The sequence below is a fragment of the Candidatus Protochlamydia sp. R18 genome (assembly GCF_000648255.1).
Taxonomy (GTDB): domain Bacteria; phylum Chlamydiota; class Chlamydiia; order Chlamydiales; family Parachlamydiaceae; genus Protochlamydia; species Protochlamydia amoebophila.
Genome location: NZ_BASL01000752.1, coordinates 41,200 through 59,115, shown reverse-complemented (window position 1 = coordinate 59,115; position 17,916 = coordinate 41,200). Strand labels below are relative to the sequence as shown.

The 17,916-nt window shown below is 33.8% G+C and carries 16 protein-coding genes; 5 read left to right on the top strand and 11 right to left on the bottom strand.

Going from position 1 to position 17,916, the window contains the following annotated elements:
- Positions 1 to 5 precede the first annotated feature (5 nt).
- The 9 genes from TY19_RS25700 to TY19_RS25660 all read right to left on the bottom strand — a co-directional run bounded on the left by TY19_RS25700 (position 6) and on the right by TY19_RS25660 (position 10,531).
- Positions 6 to 2,204, bottom strand: a complete 2,199-nt coding sequence (locus TY19_RS25700; RefSeq protein WP_042282030.1) for an F-box protein — start codon at positions 2,202 to 2,204, stop codon at positions 6 to 8.
- A gap of 74 nt (positions 2,205 to 2,278) precedes the next feature.
- Positions 2,279 to 2,575 (bottom strand): methionine adenosyltransferase domain-containing protein, encoded by a 297-nt coding sequence (locus TY19_RS25695; protein WP_052354894.1) that lies wholly within the window; start codon positions 2,573 to 2,575, stop codon positions 2,279 to 2,281.
- Position 2,576: 1 nt separating this feature from the next.
- Positions 2,577 to 2,798, bottom strand: a complete 222-nt coding sequence (locus TY19_RS25690) for a methionine adenosyltransferase domain-containing protein (protein ID WP_052354893.1) — start codon at positions 2,796 to 2,798, stop codon at positions 2,577 to 2,579.
- A gap of 754 nt (positions 2,799 to 3,552) precedes the next feature.
- Positions 3,553 to 4,605, bottom strand: a complete 1,053-nt coding sequence (dinB, locus tag TY19_RS25685) for a DNA polymerase IV (RefSeq protein ID WP_042282028.1) — start codon at positions 4,603 to 4,605, stop codon at positions 3,553 to 3,555.
- Between the two features lie 177 nt (positions 4,606 to 4,782).
- Complete coding sequence (locus TY19_RS25680; RefSeq protein WP_042282026.1) at positions 4,783 to 5,220, bottom strand: hypothetical protein; 438 nt, start codon at positions 5,218 to 5,220, stop codon at positions 4,783 to 4,785.
- 250 nt (positions 5,221 to 5,470) lie between these two features.
- Positions 5,471 to 6,838 carry a sodium:solute symporter family protein gene (locus tag TY19_RS25675; RefSeq protein WP_042282024.1) on the bottom strand — a complete coding sequence of 456 codons (1,368 nt, stop codon included), beginning with the start codon at positions 6,836 to 6,838 and terminating at the stop codon, positions 5,471 to 5,473.
- A gap of 444 nt (positions 6,839 to 7,282) precedes the next feature.
- On the bottom strand, positions 7,283 to 7,852 hold the full coding sequence (locus tag TY19_RS25670; protein WP_052354892.1) for a biotin transporter BioY: 570 nt from the start codon (positions 7,850 to 7,852) through the stop codon (positions 7,283 to 7,285).
- A 198-nt stretch (positions 7,853 to 8,050) separates the two neighbouring features.
- Positions 8,051 to 8,869 carry a hypothetical protein gene (locus TY19_RS25665; protein ID WP_052354891.1) on the bottom strand — a complete coding sequence of 273 codons (819 nt, stop codon included), beginning with the start codon at positions 8,867 to 8,869 and terminating at the stop codon, positions 8,051 to 8,053.
- Between the two features lie 9 nt (positions 8,870 to 8,878).
- Positions 8,879 to 10,531, bottom strand: coding sequence for a glycoside hydrolase family 3 protein (locus TY19_RS25660; protein WP_052354890.1), 1,653 nt, complete (start codon positions 10,529 to 10,531; stop codon positions 8,879 to 8,881).
- 149 nt (positions 10,532 to 10,680) lie between these two features.
- On the opposite strand from TY19_RS25660, the gene TY19_RS25655 reads away from it, so the two are divergent.
- Positions 10,681 to 11,361, top strand: a complete 681-nt coding sequence (locus tag TY19_RS25655; RefSeq protein WP_052354889.1) for a hypothetical protein — start codon at positions 10,681 to 10,683, stop codon at positions 11,359 to 11,361.
- 34 nt (positions 11,362 to 11,395) lie between these two features.
- Here the strand turns inward: TY19_RS25655 and TY19_RS25650 are convergent, their stop codons facing one another.
- Positions 11,396 to 12,604 carry a hypothetical protein gene (locus TY19_RS25650; protein WP_042282022.1) on the bottom strand — a complete coding sequence of 403 codons (1,209 nt, stop codon included), beginning with the start codon at positions 12,602 to 12,604 and terminating at the stop codon, positions 11,396 to 11,398.
- Between the two features lie 195 nt (positions 12,605 to 12,799).
- The gene (locus tag TY19_RS25645) at positions 12,800 to 13,735 is read right to left on the bottom strand and encodes a phosphatase domain-containing putative toxin (RefSeq protein WP_052354888.1); all 936 of its coding nucleotides are present in this window, start codon (positions 13,733 to 13,735) and stop codon (positions 12,800 to 12,802) included.
- 222 nt (positions 13,736 to 13,957) lie between these two features.
- Between TY19_RS25645 and TY19_RS25640 the strand changes: the two genes are divergently transcribed.
- The 4 genes from TY19_RS25640 (at position 13,958) to TY19_RS25620 (ending at position 17,740) form a co-directional block, all read left to right on the top strand.
- Positions 13,958 to 14,428 carry a nucleoside deaminase gene (locus tag TY19_RS25640; protein WP_042282020.1) on the top strand — a complete coding sequence of 157 codons (471 nt, stop codon included), beginning with the start codon at positions 13,958 to 13,960 and terminating at the stop codon, positions 14,426 to 14,428.
- A 7-nt stretch (positions 14,429 to 14,435) separates the two neighbouring features.
- Positions 14,436 to 15,290 carry a glutaminyl-peptide cyclotransferase gene (locus TY19_RS25635; RefSeq protein ID WP_052354887.1) on the top strand — a complete coding sequence of 285 codons (855 nt, stop codon included), beginning with the start codon at positions 14,436 to 14,438 and terminating at the stop codon, positions 15,288 to 15,290.
- Positions 15,287 to 15,964, top strand: coding sequence for an O-methyltransferase (locus TY19_RS25630; protein WP_042282018.1), 678 nt, complete (start codon positions 15,287 to 15,289; stop codon positions 15,962 to 15,964). Before TY19_RS25635 ends, TY19_RS25630 begins: the two co-directional genes overlap by 4 nt.
- Positions 15,965 to 16,369: 405 nt before the next feature.
- On the top strand, positions 16,370 to 17,740 hold the full coding sequence (locus tag TY19_RS25620; RefSeq protein ID WP_052354886.1) for a BTB/POZ domain-containing protein: 1,371 nt from the start codon (positions 16,370 to 16,372) through the stop codon (positions 17,738 to 17,740).
- The last annotated feature ends 176 nt before the right edge of the window (positions 17,741 to 17,916 follow it).

The following is a 17,916-nucleotide window of genomic DNA, read 5'->3' as shown; positions in this document are numbered from 1 at the left end:
TAACGTTAATTATTTAGTTGATTCAAATACGCAGAAAATGGGTGGTGTTGCATAAAACCTTCTTGATTTTTGATATTAATCAGTTGTAGTGAGGGAGCTGATAATTGAAGAAAAGAGATGGTCGCTATGGTTAAATTTTGATAGTCTGTTGTAAGTGAGCGGAGATGGGAAAACTTCCATTTTAATTTTTTTCTTAAGTTGGGCATTGCTTGAATATCTAATGAGAGTAACTGCTCACTATATCTTTCTAATAAATTTGTAAGATGAGGCTCTTCCAGTTGATGAAAAGGAATTCCTAAATGATTCAAATGCAGACAATGGAGATGAAAAATCCGGATATTATCGTTATTATTAGAGATTGAATGCAAGTGACTGAGAGTTAATTGTTCTAACTTTGAGCAAGCACTGAGATACATCAAAGATTGATCCGTAAAATTCCAAGAAGGATTAGGAGATTTGATATGTAAGGTTTTAAGAAAACGACAACGTTTGGTTAATTTTTGAATCCCCTCATCATTAATTATGGCGTGTTTAGCCATTAATTTGTCCTGTTCAAGCTCGACGACTTTTAATTTTGGGCAATAGTCTCCTAAGGCTTCTAATAGTTGCTGACTAATATATCCTGTATTAAATAAGCATAAACGTTTTAAAGATGATGCTTCTGAAGAGCTTTTAGCTTTGAGAAAAGCAATTAACTCTTTTTCATCGATTAGGCAATTTGTTAATTTTAATGTCTCTAAACATTTAAAATCATGGGGTTCGATTGAAAATTCGCCTGGCGAATGATATGGATTTTCAAATTTAAAAACTTTTAAATTTTTTAAAGACTTTAATTGCGCCAAAAAAGTTTTTGTCATAGGAATGCTTCGATAAAGTTCAAGATGCTGAAGATTAAGCCATTTGTTTAAGGTTTCTTTTATTGTTTCATCATTTAAAAAAAAACAATCGCTAATTTTAATTTTTTTTAATTGTTGACAGTTTTGAGCAACATTCGAGAAAGCTTGTTGCATGCGTTGAGTATCGCTAGAGCGGTTAGAACAAGGAAGAAACCCTAACTCCAATTCTTCTAATTGGGTTAAGCGACTTGCAATAGCATCTAATAACCGATGATTAACAGCACCGCAATTAGTAAAATTTAAAGTTTTGATGTGACTTGTAAGGGTAAAAAGAGACTCTTGAGTAACCAGAGGAAAACCTGTGAGGGATAATTTTTCTAGACAACTTTTTTTTTTCATTAAAGGATATAGTCCGTAATCAGTCAAAGACCCTTTCCCTGAGCTATCCCAACATTCAAAATGAATTAATTTAATTTCTGAAAGTGCAAGCTCAAGTAAAGACAGGTCGGAAATGTGACAATCGATGATTTTCAAATTTTTGATTTGTGGGGCATATAAACAAATAATAGCAATATAATCATCAAAGGACAGTGAGGGATGATGATAAAATTCTAATGTTTGCAAATTGGGTGACTGTTGAAGTAAATTTGCAAGTCCTTTTGGAGTATAAGTTCCCCCGTTCAACGCTAAATTTTCAAGCTTTACCGTATGTCTTGCTAGACTTTGCAAATCGCCATCAGAGAGATTGTTTTGTCGAGGAAAAAAAGAGGAAGGAAGGTAATTTGTCCAATCAAGTAAACGGCGGCTCAAGCTATTGGTTCGAATCGTTGAAAATTGATGGGGGTACTGATTAAAAAATTTTCTTAAAAATAAGGGCTCTGTGACTATACTATGAAATTTTTTACAAACTAAGCCAATTTGACCGAGTTTATTCCATGTTTTTTCATAAGAAAAAATTTGTTCTAATATCTCTACTGGCAAAACATTTAGCTTAAGTTCTCCTTCATTTTGTGATTCGCTGTCTTTTATAGTTTTTAGAGAATTAAACAGACTAGGTTGAGAAATTTCCCCCAAGGGGATAGTTGTCCTTATTGAGATTGAAACTAGCTTTTTAAGCGCGCGATATAATTTTTCTTCAGGAACAGACAAAACTTGTCTTTTTTTAATTAAGATAACACGTTCATTATTTTCTTCGTACAAATCGGTTAATTCGGAAAACTTTTTAGGGAACCGAGTAAAAATTTCATAAAATTTAGCTAAAATTTCAGAATAACTAGTTTCTAATAACTCTTGAATTCGTGGCTGATTATAAGGAAGAGCAAGATGAATTTCCTGAGCATACTCAGAGATTGAAGTCACTGAACACATAATTTTTCCCTTTTCTAATTAAATTAAAAAAAATTATTACATTTAAATTTAAAAATAAAATTAATTATTTTTAATTAATTTTGTTTAATAAGGAAGCAACACGATCTATTTTCCCAGGTAAAGTCAGATCCTTCACGATCAAAATGACCTTCGTAAGCTTTTTGACGATAAATGGGACGCTTTAAATTAAGCATTTGAATAACTCCTTTTGTAGTCAAGTCGAAAATTAGAGGAATAATGCGATTCAACTCTGCTTCACTGACAGTTCCCGTACCAAAAGTATCTACTTTTATCGAGATAGGGTAAAGAATTTCAATGGCATAGGATAACTGCACTTCACAACGTCGAGCCAATTTAGCAGCCACAATCATTTTACTCTATATAACGCGCAGCATAACAAGCGGAACGATCGACTTTAAAGGAAACTTTTCTCGAAAATGCGCCACCACCATACCTTCCCCTTCTTTTATAAGTATCTACAACAATTTTTCGACCTGTTAAATCACGATTACTTGCGGACCCTCCTATCACGAAACGACCTGTTGAATTAATAAAAAAGAGTATTTTCATCGATGAGATAAGAGGGTACAACATCTCGAATGAGTTGCTTTATATCTAAAATTAGCTCCTCTTGTCTAACTTCCTCAAAATGTCGGGTTGAAATAACAATGATATGAATTCGAATCGGTTAATGATTTTGATCATATTCAAGAGTCACTTGAGATTTGGCATCTGGTCATAAATATTTTAGCTTTCTCTTTTGTCTCTTCATGCACAGTTTACTTACAAGAGCATAGCCATACATAATCCTCTGATTTCCCGGCCCCTTGTTCCTGGTAAGAAAAGAACCAAATGCTTCATTAACGCGACCTGGGCAATATCTTGGGATTGCTTACTGAGAGAGGTTATTACGCCACAAGATTGATAATCGAATCCTAACTCGGGATTTTCATAACCAATTTCTTTGATTGTCTGAGTCTACGAGCAATTTTTTAATAATCAAATGGTGATCTCCCCCACACTAAAAACCATCCCTCGGCAAACAAGTATTACACAGGTCACTTGAGCATTCTGATCGATCATTAACAAGCATCTAAATGGCAACTGAAATTTGATCTGCCATTTTCAGGATGTTCAATCGCAACGGATACAGAAGTAAAAAGAAAGTGAGATATGACTAAACCTTTGCCTACGAGTTTTTAATTGTCTGATTTTTCATTTTTTTAATTTAAAGTTTTCAGGATAAAAATACTCCCCTCCCCCTTTTTATCCTCTTTGATGGCTTTTAAGGCAAATTTTTTAAATTAAAGAAAGAAATGATCTATACGATAACTCTTTAAAATAGCCATTAAAAAAGTGTTAATTGAATCTCTTCTTCAAGACTTAAACTCATTCCGAGTCCCAGAAGTCGAACAGGCGCTTTTTTTCTTTCCCATCCTATTCGAATTAACGTTTGATAAGTTTCTAAATCAAATGTTTTAAAAAAAGTATTTTCGACCGTAGTAGTTGTAAAATCTGCAAACTTGATCTTGATAAAAGGTTTTTTTTTATAATATTGATTAGAAATTTTCTCATATCGAATCATCAACTTCTCTATCAAATTTGGAATCTCTTGATAACAAAGCTCCAAATTATTTAAATCTTCCAAAAATGTGGACTCTACACTTAATGACTTTCGAATACGATCTGATATGACAAAACGATGATCAATTCCTCGGCATAGCTCATAAAGATTCCAAGCACGGTTTCCAAAAAGTTTTTGCAAAGTTGTCATGTCAAGTGTCTGTAAATCCCCGCAATTCATTAATCCTAAACTGTGTAATTTTTTTGCCATGACATGGCCAATTCCAAAAATCTTCTCAACAGGAAGATGGACCATAAAAGCATCAACTTCTTTAGGTGTTAACACAAACTGACCATTTGGTTTATGCCAATCACTTGCCACTTTAGCTAAAAATTTATTAGGAGCTACTCCAGCAGACGCGGTTAATCCTCTTTCCTTCCAAATTAATTGCCGAATCTCTTGCGCGATCCACGTTGCACTGCCTCTTAAGGCATCTACATCTGTCACATCTAAAAAAGCTTCGTCTAAAGAAAGAGGTTCTATCAAATCTGTAAATAGATGAAAAATCTCATGAATAGCTTTACTTTCTCGTTTATATTTATCAAAATCAGGAAATAAAATAATTAGATCTGGACAAAGCTGTTTAGCTTTCCAAGAGGGCATAGCAGAGCGTACTCCAAATTTACGAGCTAAATAATTGGCTGTTGCAATAACTCCTCGTTTATCTGGATCACCCCCTACCGCGATTGGCTTTAAAACTAATGAAGGATCATCTCGCATTTCAACAGAAGCATAGAAAGCATCCATATCTATGTGAATGATTTTTCGAAGTGCCATAAATAAAAGAATAATAAATTGCTAAGAAGTTTAATCTGAATATTTTATCACTTATTATTTAGGGATAACGGCAGCATATAGACAAGATAGCAGAAAGCAAATTATCTATCGATAGACTCTGAAAATAGGAAACTCGTTTTTTAGCTTTGCTAAAGCGTTAAAAAAGATGTGTTTTTCTTATCTTTTAGAATCTGCACGCCTTCTATCTTCTCGTCTTTGCTCATAAAGACGGTCGTCTAATTGCTTATTTTGAAACATTTGATTGACGACTCGTTGTTGTTGTCGATTTGCAGCATCCCTTCTTTGTTGAACGCGTTTTTGTTGACGTTGAGAAGCATCCACGTTGGCTTGTACTTTTAACTCTTCACGATGTAACTCATCCATCTTTTCTTGAATTCTTTGATCTTCCTGCCGTGCTTCATCAACTTGTTTTTGCACGCGTTTAATCTCTTCTTTTTTTTCTTGATCTCGTTTTTGTTGCTGCCACCATTCTTCTCTTTTTTCTTCCCATTTTTCATCATCAATTTTTTGCGATTGCGTTTCTGCAGATAAAGAGAAGAGAAAGTAACTGCTAAAGCAAAAAATAAACGTTCCTAATCTTTGTAAAAATACCATACGTTCCTCCTAGAATATCCTACCTTCAATTAGAGTTTCTCTTTTGATTTACAAAAGCAAAAATTTCAACTTTCAGCAGGAAAATTTCCAATTCAGCTTATCCATACCTTCTTTTACAAGATATCTAATCACTTTGTATAGGGAAATTTAACCGTCTCACAAATTTGTCAGGTAGTTAAGGTAAATTATTATCTAAGAAATAAAGCTGGCTTCTAACCTTAAAAAGCAGGGAGAAAAAAGCCTCCCACGATTAAAAAACTTGAGATTTCACCTGCCTTTTATCCCAAAAAAAACCGAGACCCATTCCAATTGCGGACAAGCCAATACTTGACATTTCTTTAAGAAAATTTATTTGTAAATCACGAAAAAGAAAAAATCCAATCGCACCAAATCCCATCGCTAAAAAAGCTGCAGATGAAGATCCTTTTTTATTAAACATAGCCGCAAAAACAGGTACAAATAAGCAATAAACAGATAGTTCGTAGCTTTGTATTAACAAATCAACAATTTCGCCAAAACCAAATGAGGCAAGAAATGCGGCCACCCCTATAGCCGTTGTTAATAATCTCGAAATTTTAACCCCATCCACTTTGTCTAAAGTGACAAAGTCAAAATCTTGGCTTAAATTCGAGCTGATTGCATTGAGAAGAGAAATGGCTGTTGAAATAATAGCCATCAGCACAGCACATCCTAAAAAAGCAGCAAAGGTGGGATTGGTGATTGTTTTAGAAACTTCTATAAAAACACTAGAATGACTGGGAATAGAAAGACCCATTTGCTTTCCTAATACTCCAAAAAAAATAGGGATAATACTAATTCCAAATGTACAAATAGCCGCACAAGCCGCAGCTTTTGTGACAATGCTTGGGGATTTTGCTGCAAAACATCGTTGTGCCATATCTTGTTCTATGACCATAAAAAGTAGAGGCATTAATAGCCATCCACTGAGTTTAGATGCATAAGGGTCTCCCGCAAAAGCATCAAAACCATTTTTCCAAGAGAGCGCCCATGTAGATTCTTGGCTGATCAAAACAAAGAAAAAACCTCCAACAAACACACAGATAAAAAATAATGCTTGAATAATATCAATGGAAACAACTGCTTTCAAACCACCCATCACGGTATAAATAATAATTAATCCCCAAAAAGCCATAAAAAACACAGGTTGGTCGACACCCATACTGACCATGAATTTTTTAGAAGCAATGACTTGTGCAACTAAAATCATAAAGAGGGAAACTATGGAAAGAAGAGAGGCTATTTGTTTTAAAAATTTCGATTGATAGACAATCTCAAATAGTTGAGCAACAGTAGAAACTTGAAACTGAGCCATTTTTTTTCCAATTCCCATTGCCAATAAAACAAACCCTAAGCATGATCCGAGAGGATATAATAACACTCCCCAACCATAACGGTATGCTTCTTCTGCCGACCCTAAAATCAATCCTCCTCCAATTTGGGTGGCAATAAAAGTCATCAATAAAGGAAAAAAATAAACATCTTTTCCTGCTAAAAAATAATCTTGTTGATTTTTTAAATTTTGTGTGGCTTTTTTCCCTGCTAAGAAACAGATAATTTGGATAATCACTACAAGACTAATAAAAATAGACGTATTCATTTGGTGCCTGTCATAAAAAAACTTGTATGGAATAAGAACTTTAAAAATTTACAAGTAGATTTTTTAAATCTATTTTTAAATTTTTACGCTTTCAAAAACATTTAAAATTTGAATGGAAAATTTTAATTAACAAAACAAACGAAATTCACAAGAATTTTAATGAAAACAAGGGTGGGAATGATGAAGAAAAATTAAAGAAGAGGAATTAATTAACGGCCTAAAACGGGATAGATTATTTCGTTGCATATAACATCCTTAATTTAAAATTTCTCTTTTTTATTTTATCTATAATAGACGCTAAAACAAAAACGGCGGATAATTTATTTTATAATAGCATAATATTTAGAGTCAACGATACATTGCTCGATTTCTAGGAAATAAATGACCCACAGCCTTTTTTATTTCAACTAAATAAGAAAGGCTTGAAGGGTCCCAATTTTATTATCAAATAGGCTTTCTTAAAGTTTTAAGAAATATACAAAGTAAGAAAATTTTTAACATTTCACCCCCGATAAAAGGATAAAATCCCATCATTATCACATTTTTCCAACCCACAAAAGGAGCTAAACCTAATACTCCAATCGCAAGTTGCGTAATACAAGCCACAAAACCCATTAAAGCGAGAAACTGAATGTGATGTTTTTTCATTTTTTCTACAGCCCATCCCATTAAATAAACTTGGGCAAGAAATCCAAAAATATACCCAGCTTTAGGACCAAAGAAAACCAGAGGATTCATTTCGAAATTGGATAAAACTGGCATACCAACCGCTATTTCAGCAAAGTAAGCTAAAATCGCCCATACCCCATTTCTCTTTCCTAGTGTGACTCCAATTATCATCACCGCTAGCGTTTGCATTGTTAATGGAATCGGCGTAAATGGAAGTATAATTTTTATTTGAGCACAGAGAGCAAGAAAAAAAGAAGCTGCTAACACTTGAAAAGCAACACTCCAATTTTTAATTAGGAAATTAGTTGATTCATCAACGTGGCTAAGATCTACAGAGTTGGCCATTTTATACCTATGAGGGTTCAAAATTTAAACTAGAGATAACCCATGATAAAAAATAAATTCTCAATTAATGTTTGAATTTATCACTTTATTTCTGAGATTACATATTAAGTGCTTCTATAATAAACAGACTCCAGGATAGTCGTCAATAGACTTCTTAAAAAACATTTTTTTATACGATTCTAGTTTAGAAAAAAAATTTTATTTTAGTGAAACTTGTAAATAAGAATCAATTCGATTACACCAACCTTTTAACCAGCGCTGCTCACCTCTTGCAATGGGAGCATTTTGAACTCTTAATTTGAGTATCTCTTTTGCGGCACATACAAATTCTTCAATAGCAACTTTTCCCTGTTCGCTTCCTTGCATTCTTTCCAATACTTGCAATAATCCCCACCCTTGCCCTTGGTAGCATTCCTGAAAAGAAATTCCCTCTCCTTTAAAATTGAGATAATCAAGAAGGACAAACAATCCATTAGAAGTTTGAGCTAAACGATGAAATTGTTTAGAGATTTGATCTTGTTTTTCAAGTTTTGCATGTTTAAGTAAAATAGGAAGAGCGTAAGAAAGCCTTTCAACCATAAAACAAATTTGCAAATCAATGTGATCGACTAATAATTGACGAAATTCTTTCATTTTAGTACTTTCTTGGGCATCCAAAAAGACTTGACGTGTTTGCCAAGGGCATCCTTGCGCTACCTTTAACCATTCGGGTAAAAGGATTCCGTGCTTTTGTAAGTAAATTAATAAAGAAGGAAACATTTCTTTAAAAGGACCTTGTTTCCCAGGTGGATACCAAATGAAATGACCTATTCCAACTGATGCAAATTCCTCTCCTTTATTCCAACTTGTAAGACCTTCTTGCTTAGCCCCACATTCGTTTTTCCAAATTAGCATTCCCATTTTTTGGGCTTCATCAGGATTAATTGAAAAAGCAGGATTAATGACTACTGCCAAACCAGAACAATTAAAAGAGATGAAAAACATTAAAAGTAATAGACGCAACAATACTTCTTTCATTTTCTCCTTTTATTCTTCAAAAATTGTCATTAAATATTCTTTAGCACATTGAAGTGAAACCGCGCAAGGACTGTAAGTATATAGGGTCACATCTGCCAAATCATGTTGGATATTGGAATCGGCAACAACGACAGCGATCATTTCGCTATTTTTATGAGCTTTAATAAAGTTGAAGAAATCTAAATGATTCGGATATTTTTTATGATTGTAAAAAAAGAATACACAAACATTAATTTCTTGACACTTTTCCAAAACGGTTTGAAATTCTTTTAAATTGGCGTCAAACAAAATGACTTGCACATTTTGATTAGATGTTAACCAATCTGTTTTTTTTAATTCTTCTTTTAAAATGTCAGGTGCAATTAAAGTAATCCTTGGATTCTGAAATGAAATTTTTAAATCTTCATTTAGATTACTCAAGGCTTTTTCTGCAATTTTTTTTGCCAAAGCTTGATTTTTTTGAAGAGAAAGTTCTCTCCTCCTCAATTGTAAATCCTCTTCTTTTGATTGAAAAAGATGATAGGATTCCTTAAGAGCAAGAATCCTTTTTACCGAGATATCAATTCTCGCTTCAGAAATAAGATTTTGTCTAACTGCATTAACAAGAAATTGGTGAATTTTTAAAACGTCTTTAGCTTCCAACTCAAACTCGCTAGACTCATTTAAAAGTCGTTTACCTCCTAGTAGTAAGAGATCATGCCCTGCTTGTAAGCTTTTTAAAGCAGCTTCTTCTACAGTTTTGCCATCTTGCAACACCCCTTGCATGACAAGCGAATCTGTTAAAATGATTCCTTTTTCTCCGACCTCTTTTCTTAGAACATCAATCGCAGATTTCGAAAATGTTACGCAATTCAAAGCATCAAGTGCAGGAACAAGCAAATGAGCAGTCATGACAACAGGTGTTTGAGAAGCGAGGGCTTTAAAGGGAACAAGTTCGACTTTTTCTAATTCAACAAGCGTTTTGTCAACGATAGGCAAAGTATGATGCGAATCGGAATTTGTATCACCATGGCCAGGAAAATGCTTTAGAGTTGCAATCAATCCAGCCTTGTTAAATCCTTCAACTACTTTTGAACCAAATCGAACAACTTCATCTGGACAAGTACTAAAAGAGCGAATTCCAATGACTGGATTACAAGGTTGCGTGTTGACATCTATAACAGGAGCCAAATTCATATTGATTCCCATCGCTAGAAGTTCATTTGCTGACGCACTCGCATACTCAAAGGCTAATTGAGGATCCTTCGTTTGACCTAAAGCATAGTTACCAGGAAAGAGAGTCATCCCTTTGGTTAAACGATTGACAACTCCCCCTTCTTGATCCACTGAAATTAATAAAGGGATTTTATTTTTTTTTTGAAATGCCGCAGCTTGTAAATGGGCGCTTAAATGTTGTATTTGAAGAGGAGAGTTTAAACCATTTGACCATGGATAATAAATAATTCCTCCTACATGAGCTTCATATATCATTTGAAGAGCTTCTTTATTACAATCTTCCCCTCGAAAATGAACGATTAATAATTGACCAATTTTTTCTTCTAAAGTTAAATCTTCAAGCTTAGGAACAGTATTTTCTGCCTTTAATGAAACAAACAAAAAAAATAATAATAATAAATTTTTTTTGTAAATGAATGGAAACTTTTTTGAAATGATAGTAAACATAAAAAAGACCTAAAGAAGAAAAGTAATCCTTATACCAGATATTGGAAAAAACAAACAATTCGTGTCTCTCTAAAAAACTTCTTATTAGTCGTAAAAATTTATTCAGAATGGTCTCTAGATATTTAGATTAATTCTACAAAGGAAACTTTATGCTGTTACCTATCCCTGTTTTAAATTCAACAGAAACAGAAGCTATACTACATAAAATTGAAAAATTGCGTTTTTTTTGGAGCAAAAGGCAAGAACGTTTTTACACCTTGGGTGCTGCCCTTTATTTAGATAAAAACATCGAACTTACAGTTTACGATAAAAAAATTGAATCTAATAATCTTTTTCTCATGCTTCATTTTTCAGACTTATATGATCGGATCTTAGACATTTTAAAAAAAGAATTAAAAAGCGACGTGATGTATGAGTCTTCTCTTGCACTCCCTGGTTTTCATATTTTTTTATCTTGCCCAGAATTTGTTAAACAAGGTGGCAAAATCCATTTCGATCTTCAATTTAAACAAGCAAATTGGAGCCATTACAAAGAAGTAGATTGGTCTAACCCTTTAAGTTTTACTTTAGCTCTTGCCTTACCTCAACAAGGAGGTGGATTAAATTATTGGGATAAACCCTACGATCCGCAAGATCTTTTAAATCCAGCGCAAGCTGTTAAAGACATTCCAAGCCATTATATAGAGTATGAAGTCGGAAAAATGGTCTTACATAACGGTTTGCTTATCCACCAAATTGCTCCAGCCAAAGGATTTAATGAGTCTGATTGTCGCATCACTTTACAAGGACATGCGATCCGGGCAGATGGAACTTGGCGAATTTATTGGTAATTAGAAAACTTTTCTAGACTGTGGCTGTATTGAATTAATTAACCACTCTTTCACCATTGCCTTTTTGCAACATTCGTTTTGCTTTTTCTAATTGGTGACGAATCGCTTTGTCTCCGAATACTTTTCGGATTTTTTTCTGAAAACTTTCCTCATTTAAATCCCCTAAAAATCCATTTAAAGAGTCTAGTAACAAAATCTGATCATTGTTAAAGCCCAAAGTTATCCAAGCATGGGCTCCGATTACTCGATTATCTTTGACAAGCTCGTCACGCATAATTTGAACCTTGCCAGTGAAACCAATATCAGGATGAGTTTGAATAAATTTATCTAAAAAGAAAGCAGCCACTAGCGAATGATGCCGGCAGACCCCTACTTGATTAACAATAAATACATCAATAGGAATACAAGGTTGGGAATTGATTTTATATATAGCAGCATCATTTTGAGAATTGGTTACTAGCTTGTTAATTTTTTCATTCGCCAATGAATCTTTAGGAAAGACAATAGTAGACATAAAATAATTTGTGAGTATCAAAAGCTCTTTAGGAGAAAGATTAGGCTTACCTTTAGCTCGCATAAACTTCATAATCAATTGTTCAAATTGATTGTATTTGTCATTGAGTACAGGAGAATTTTGAGGATCTAATAAAATCATTTCTCTGCTTGCAGATGAACCACAGGAAACAAGAGGTTTTTCAGGTTCTGCAAATTGAGTGACTTCTGAAGTTACAACTTGATAAGTCACTCCATCGATTTGAAGCTGATTTTCAATTTGTTTATAGCCAGGAATATGAGCTAAATGATCTTGCATTAGTTGAGTACGTTTATTTAATGTTTCTACACCCCATTGAAATAAATCGGGATTAATCGACGCAAGTTTCCTTTGCAAGTCTGCATTATTTGGTGAAGCAACATGGGGAGAGCCTTCCATCCGGTGCTTAAATAATTGGTCAAGCATGATAATAAGGTGATCGTGTTTGTAAATAGACACCTTCCACCTTTTACACATTCTATTCCATTCGTCCTCTCCAGCAATTTTACTTATTTTAATTCGGCGCAAATCTTGATGTTTTTGAATAAAATACTCATTGATTTTCTGAATATTAGTAAAGCTGATAGAAAAAAAATGCCGGATCTGTCGAAATTGTAATAATCCTATTTTGTCACATAATGCAGCGAATTTAACCACAAAGCTATTTTTTTCTGCCGATGTAGCTATAGCTAATAAATCATAATAATCCATAAATCAAACTCTATTAATAATTAATTGTTATTATGTATATTATAAAAATTAAAATTAAAAAAAATTAAATGTTTTTCTCATTTATAGTTAATATTTTTTAATAAGATATTTAAACAAAAATTTTTAGACGAATTAGAAAATTGAATAACTTTAAATTTTTTTTGAGATGCTTCGATAATTTTGACTTAGAAATAATTAGTTAGAAGAAGAAGTCTGATAGGCAACTAATTGTTTTTGATGAACCCAATCAGACCAAGTCATTTCAAAATTGGGAACCTCCCGGCAATAAGTATAAAAAGCTCGAATGAACTCGATACGATCTTTGGCAGGTTTTTGTTTATAAGTTTCATTTTTTTCGGCTTGAACAAGATCTGCTCCACCTAACAATGTTTGTCTAGACAAAATATCATTCAATCCGACAGTTTGAGCATTATGCATTATATCATATAAAGTCATAAAGGTTGTTGTACGCCCTTTTCCTCCTTTACAATGTAAATGAATCCAAGAATCAGCAGGAAGGCTTAGAACAATTTCAATAAATTGATCGACAACAGAATCAACCGGTCGATGATGGTCTGTGATTGGCAAACGAATATATGTATAGCCAAAAGATTCTACTAATTCTTTCTCTGTCTTCACTTCCCTAACAAAAAATTTTTGAAAATTCTCGCCTAAATCTTTTGATAAATCAACAATAATAGATCCTTTTTGAGCTGTTAATTTCAATCGTTTTTGCTCATCTAGTTCGATTTGACGAAGAGTTTTACCCACATTACCATAGTTCAAGCCATCAGTCCAACTGATAGGTGTTCCATCGATAAAACCATGTGATTCTTCTCTTAAATCAAGAACAAACGCTTTCCCCTTGATTTCTCGAGACATATTTTCTAAATCTTCTTGAGAAAATTGCCCACTACCAGATAAATGAAGTTGAGTCAAACCTTTTAAATTAGCATAATTTCCAACTAATTGAGAAATTTGCTTTGTGCTTCTCCATTTTTTTGGTAAGTGATTTTCAGAATTTAAAGGAGCGTCAACAATGGGAAATAAAGTGGGTTGGTGTTGATAGAGAAATGACTGCGCTACTACCCCTAAGCTAAATAGAAAGAGCAAAATATATATATTTTTCATTATGTAACTTTTGTTTAATCTCTATTTTTACTTTTAGATATAAGAAAAATCAATATTTTAAACTTAATCAAATACTATTGTAAATTAACAGCTGTTAATCAAATATTGATTAAAAATATGTTAAAATATCATTAAGAAAATGTCTAAATATAGAGGAATAGAGAGAACCTTAGTCAAACTAAGGATTTTCATCATTAATTTTTTTAATTCGAGAATGAAGATATGTTTGATTATATGAGGCGTGCTATTGAAAGTGCTTATGAAGGAATTGATAAAGATGAGGGTGGCCCATTTGGAGCCTGTATTGTCGACAAACAAGGCCAAATACTTGCTGTCACACATAATACTGTGTTGAAAGAACAGGATCCAACTTGCCATGCAGAAATGAATTGTATTCGCGAAGCTGCTCGTCGTTTAAAGACTCACATTTTATCAGGATGTACATTATTTACGACCGCAGAACCATGTCCCATGTGCTTGGCAGCTATTTATTGGGCTCGAATTGAAAAAGTGTATATAGGTGTAAAAAAAGAGTGTGCTGCCCAATATGGATTTGACGACGCTTTTTTTTACGAACAATTATTGCTACCCCCGGAAAAAAGAGAGGTTCTAGCTATATTTGATCCAGATTCGTCAAAACAATGTGAAGAAGTTTTTGTTAAATGGCATTCATTAAACAGGCGGCTCTATTAAAAACGATATGAAAACAGATGAAATTACCATTCCACACCCTAAAAATAGAAAAGTAAACAAAACAAAACAAATAAATTTTTATATTAAAAAATTTTTAATTATTTTAGTTCTATTATGGAAATTTTCTCTATACAGTTTTGATAATCAAAAAGTTGAAATATTAAATCTAGTCATTGTTCAAACCTACCCACACGATACAAATGCGTTTACCCAAGGGTTAGTATTCTATCAAAATAAACTATATGAAAGCACTGGGCTTTACGGACAATCTTGTTTAAAAGAAATAAATCCTTCAACAGGACAAACAATTCAAAAGTATTTGCTTCCTCGTCACCTGTTTGCAGAAGGTATTACTTTAAACCATCAAGAACTTATCCAATTGACCTGGAAAGAAGGAATTGCTCTTATTTATCAAATAAATCCTATTCGTTTAATACGGCAAATCACTTATGAAGGAGAGGGTTGGGGTCTTTGCTATGATAAAGAAGATGATTCTTTTTATATGAGTAATGGATCTTCTGAACTCGTGAAACGTCATCCCCGGGATTTTACCATTGAAAAAACGATCCCAGTTACCTGGAATGGACAACCCGTGAAGTTTTTGAATGATCTCATCTGCGTGGAAAAGTATATTTATGCAAATGTCTGGAATGCAGATTATATCATCCGATTAGATAAAAAGACAGGCATCGTCAATGGTATCATTAATGCCTCTCAATTATTACCTAAAAAAATCAAACAAAGTCTTGGATACGAATCCGTTTTAAATGGCATTGCTTACAATGAGTTAACTCACACATTTTACTTAACTGGAAAATTATGGCCTTACTTATATGAAGTTAAATTTGAGACTGTTCCATGAATAAAAATCATCCAAATCCTGAAGAGTTAAGAGAGTATTTAGACAGACGGTTTGGACAAGAAGATGCGGTCTTACATCACATACGTCAAAACTCGGTTATTAAAGGCCTTCCTTCCATTCAAATTCCTATTTATCTAGGTAAGCTCCTTAATTTTTTAGCCTCAACTCTGCAAGCTAAACATATTTTAGAGATTGGCACATTGGGTGGATATAGTACAGTTTGGTTAGCTCGAGCATTACCAGAAACAGGATATATGATTTCAATCGAAGCCAACCCCCAGTATTGCCAAATTGCTCAAGAGCATCTCCATAAAGCTGAGTTAAGTCACCTCGTTAAAATTCGGCAAGGCTATGCGGTAGATTTATTAGCTCAAATTGCAACGGAGAATTTAGCCTCTTTTGACTTTGTATTTATTGATGCAGATAAAGAAAACAATGTCCTTTATTTAGATTGGGCTATTCATTTATCTCAACCTGGTTCATTGATTTTAATTGATAATCTCATCCCGAAAGGTAAGCATGTCGGTTACCCAAATCACGAAGAAGCTCAAACCATTTATGCTTTTAATGATTATTTGGCTGTTCATCCAAAACTTGAAACAGTCCTCATTCCCACTCTTGTACGAGAAGGAAGATTAGACGGTCTGGCTCTTGCTCGTGTCAAAAAGTCCTAAACATTCTAATAATTACACTTCTTCTTTGGGGTGCTATTTAATAAAATTAACCTGAATGTTGGATTTTTAGGTAGCCTTTAATAATAGGCGATGTTGTTCTGCTAAGTTAATGGATGGCTTTTTAGGTTGGTTCGGCATTTCTGTGGTGTGTCTATTCAATCTAAGAAATATTTTTTAATGAATTATTTACTGTGAAAGTGCTTTCGAAATAACCCCTCTTGTCAACAACTAGCTTCCCAAAAATCCCTTTCGGCAAGGTTTCGGCAACGGAAGACATTAGCAGCATTTACAAAGTTAAGCTGAAAAGCCAAAATTCAGGTTACTCTTGCAATGATTTTTAGCTATATGTCATTTTGTTAAAATATCTATCAATTAAAATTTATTTAACTCATTTGGATGGTCATTTTGAATATTTCTAACCTAAGTTATAGTTATCCTGTCAATACAATGACCCCTTCTGACTATCAATCTCAAGAAGTTAGCGATTCTCCTAGAGATGAAGTTAACTCCTTAGCCAATTCTTTGGATAATCTAGAAAAAACTAATGCGCCAATGATTCAAGTTCCCGATCTTTCATCTTCATCTGAAGAACTTCAACTAAGTTTTCAAGAAGGAATTTTTCTGACTATTTCTCATTCTCAGTTAGCCATGTTAAGAGAAAAATCCCTTTATTTTAAGACTCTTTGGTCAGGAAATTTTCAAGAAACCCTGCAACATCCTCTCGCTTTGACACAAAAGGAGTTTATGCATCTGCTGAATTGCGTCATGGATGCTAACGTTAAAGTTCCTTTGGAAGAGATTCCTTCTTCTATTCAACTAGCCGATTATTATGAATTAACGGAAGTAGTGAAAAACTTAGAAGAGCAGTTAATTGATGGGTACAAATCACAAAGACTTGAACCCTTTAGCTCCACTAAAGAGAGTTTATTCGGATTAAAAGAGCTTTTAAATTTTGCGCAGCAATGTCGATTAAACCCTTTGAAAAGCTATTTAGAGTTTACCGTTGTGAGCACCTTATTAAACCAGACCTCTCAGTTAGCAGAGTTTGAAAGGATTATAAATCACTTCTCGAATGAGATAGAAGCACTCAATTTTTCAAACAATGCTGACTTAACAGATGCTCATCTCTTAGCTTTAAAAAATTGTAAAAACTTAAAATTGCTTGATCTCCAAGGATGCTGGAATTTTACGGATGCAGGATTAGCGCATTTGACATCCTTAACGGCTTTGCAGCATCTAGATTTAACGGAATGTTTCAGAATCACGGACGTCGGATTAGCACATTTGTCCCCTTTAGTCGCTTTACAGCATTTGAATCTGATTGGTTGTGATCTCACGGATGCAGGATTGGTGCATTTGAAACCTTTAATCGCTTTAAAACATCTAGATTTAATGCGATGTTGGAAACTTACCGATGCAGGACTAGCGCACTTAAGGCCCTTAGTCGCTTTGCAACATTTAAATTTAACAAATTGTGAAAATATCACAGACGCTGGATTAGCACATTTGATACCCTTAATCGCTTTAAAACATCTAGATTTAATGCAATGCTGGAAACTTACCGATGATGGATTAGCACGTTTGACGTCCTTAGTAGCTTTACAGCATTTAAATTTGAGTGAATGCTCTTACCTTACCGATGCAGGATTAGTGCATTTGAGGCCCTTAGTCGCTTTGCAGCATCTAGATCTGGCTAATTGCTATGAGCTCACCGATGCTGGATTAGCGCATTTTAAATTCTTAGCAGCTACAACACATTTGGATCTGCGTCGCTAAACTCTCGATTTAGAAAATTTGTTTTACATAATCGAGAATATATTGCTATCGTTAAGCCTTACGAGAATTTGTTGGTATTAAATCAATGGCGCTACTTGAATGAAATGAAAATCCTATAGTTTTACATATTTTAGAAAGCGGGATAAATACGAATAAAGAAGTCGCAATAGCCCCGA

Bases quoted from the DNA above. Each gene is read 5' to 3' on its own strand.
- TY19_RS25640 (WP_042282020.1), top strand. From the start codon at position 13,958: ATGTTTGATTATATGAGGCGTGCTATTGAAAGTGCTTATGAAGGAATT.
- TY19_RS25650 (WP_042282022.1), bottom strand. From the start codon at position 12,604: ATGGATTATTATGATTTATTAGCTATAGCTACATCGGCAGAAAAAAAT.
- TY19_RS25690 (WP_052354893.1), bottom strand. From the start codon at position 2,798: ATGTTGTACCCTCTTATCTCATCGATGAAAATACTCTTTTTTATTAAT.
- TY19_RS25670 (WP_052354892.1), bottom strand. From the start codon at position 7,852: ATGGCCAACTCTGTAGATCTTAGCCACGTTGATGAATCAACTAATTTC.
- TY19_RS25665 (WP_052354891.1), bottom strand. From the start codon at position 8,869: ATGAAAGAAGTATTGTTGCGTCTATTACTTTTAATGTTTTTCATCTCT.
- TY19_RS25645 (WP_052354888.1), bottom strand. From the start codon at position 13,735: ATGAAAAATATATATATTTTGCTCTTTCTATTTAGCTTAGGGGTAGTA.
- TY19_RS25675 (WP_042282024.1), bottom strand. From the start codon at position 6,838: ATGAATACGTCTATTTTTATTAGTCTTGTAGTGATTATCCAAATTATC.
- TY19_RS25680 (WP_042282026.1), bottom strand. From the start codon at position 5,220: ATGGTATTTTTACAAAGATTAGGAACGTTTATTTTTTGCTTTAGCAGT.
- TY19_RS25660 (WP_052354890.1), bottom strand. From the start codon at position 10,531: ATGTTTACTATCATTTCAAAAAAGTTTCCATTCATTTACAAAAAAAAT.
- dinB (WP_042282028.1), bottom strand. From the start codon at position 4,605: ATGGCACTTCGAAAAATCATTCACATAGATATGGATGCTTTCTATGCT.
- TY19_RS25700 (WP_042282030.1), bottom strand. From the start codon at position 2,204: ATGTGTTCAGTGACTTCAATCTCTGAGTATGCTCAGGAAATTCATCTT.
- TY19_RS25695 (WP_052354894.1), bottom strand. From the start codon at position 2,575: ATGATTGTGGCTGCTAAATTGGCTCGACGTTGTGAAGTGCAGTTATCC.
- TY19_RS25635 (WP_052354887.1), top strand. From the start codon at position 14,436: ATGAAAACAGATGAAATTACCATTCCACACCCTAAAAATAGAAAAGTA.
- TY19_RS25630 (WP_042282018.1), top strand. From the start codon at position 15,287: ATGAATAAAAATCATCCAAATCCTGAAGAGTTAAGAGAGTATTTAGAC.
- TY19_RS25655 (WP_052354889.1), top strand. From the start codon at position 10,681: ATGCTGTTACCTATCCCTGTTTTAAATTCAACAGAAACAGAAGCTATA.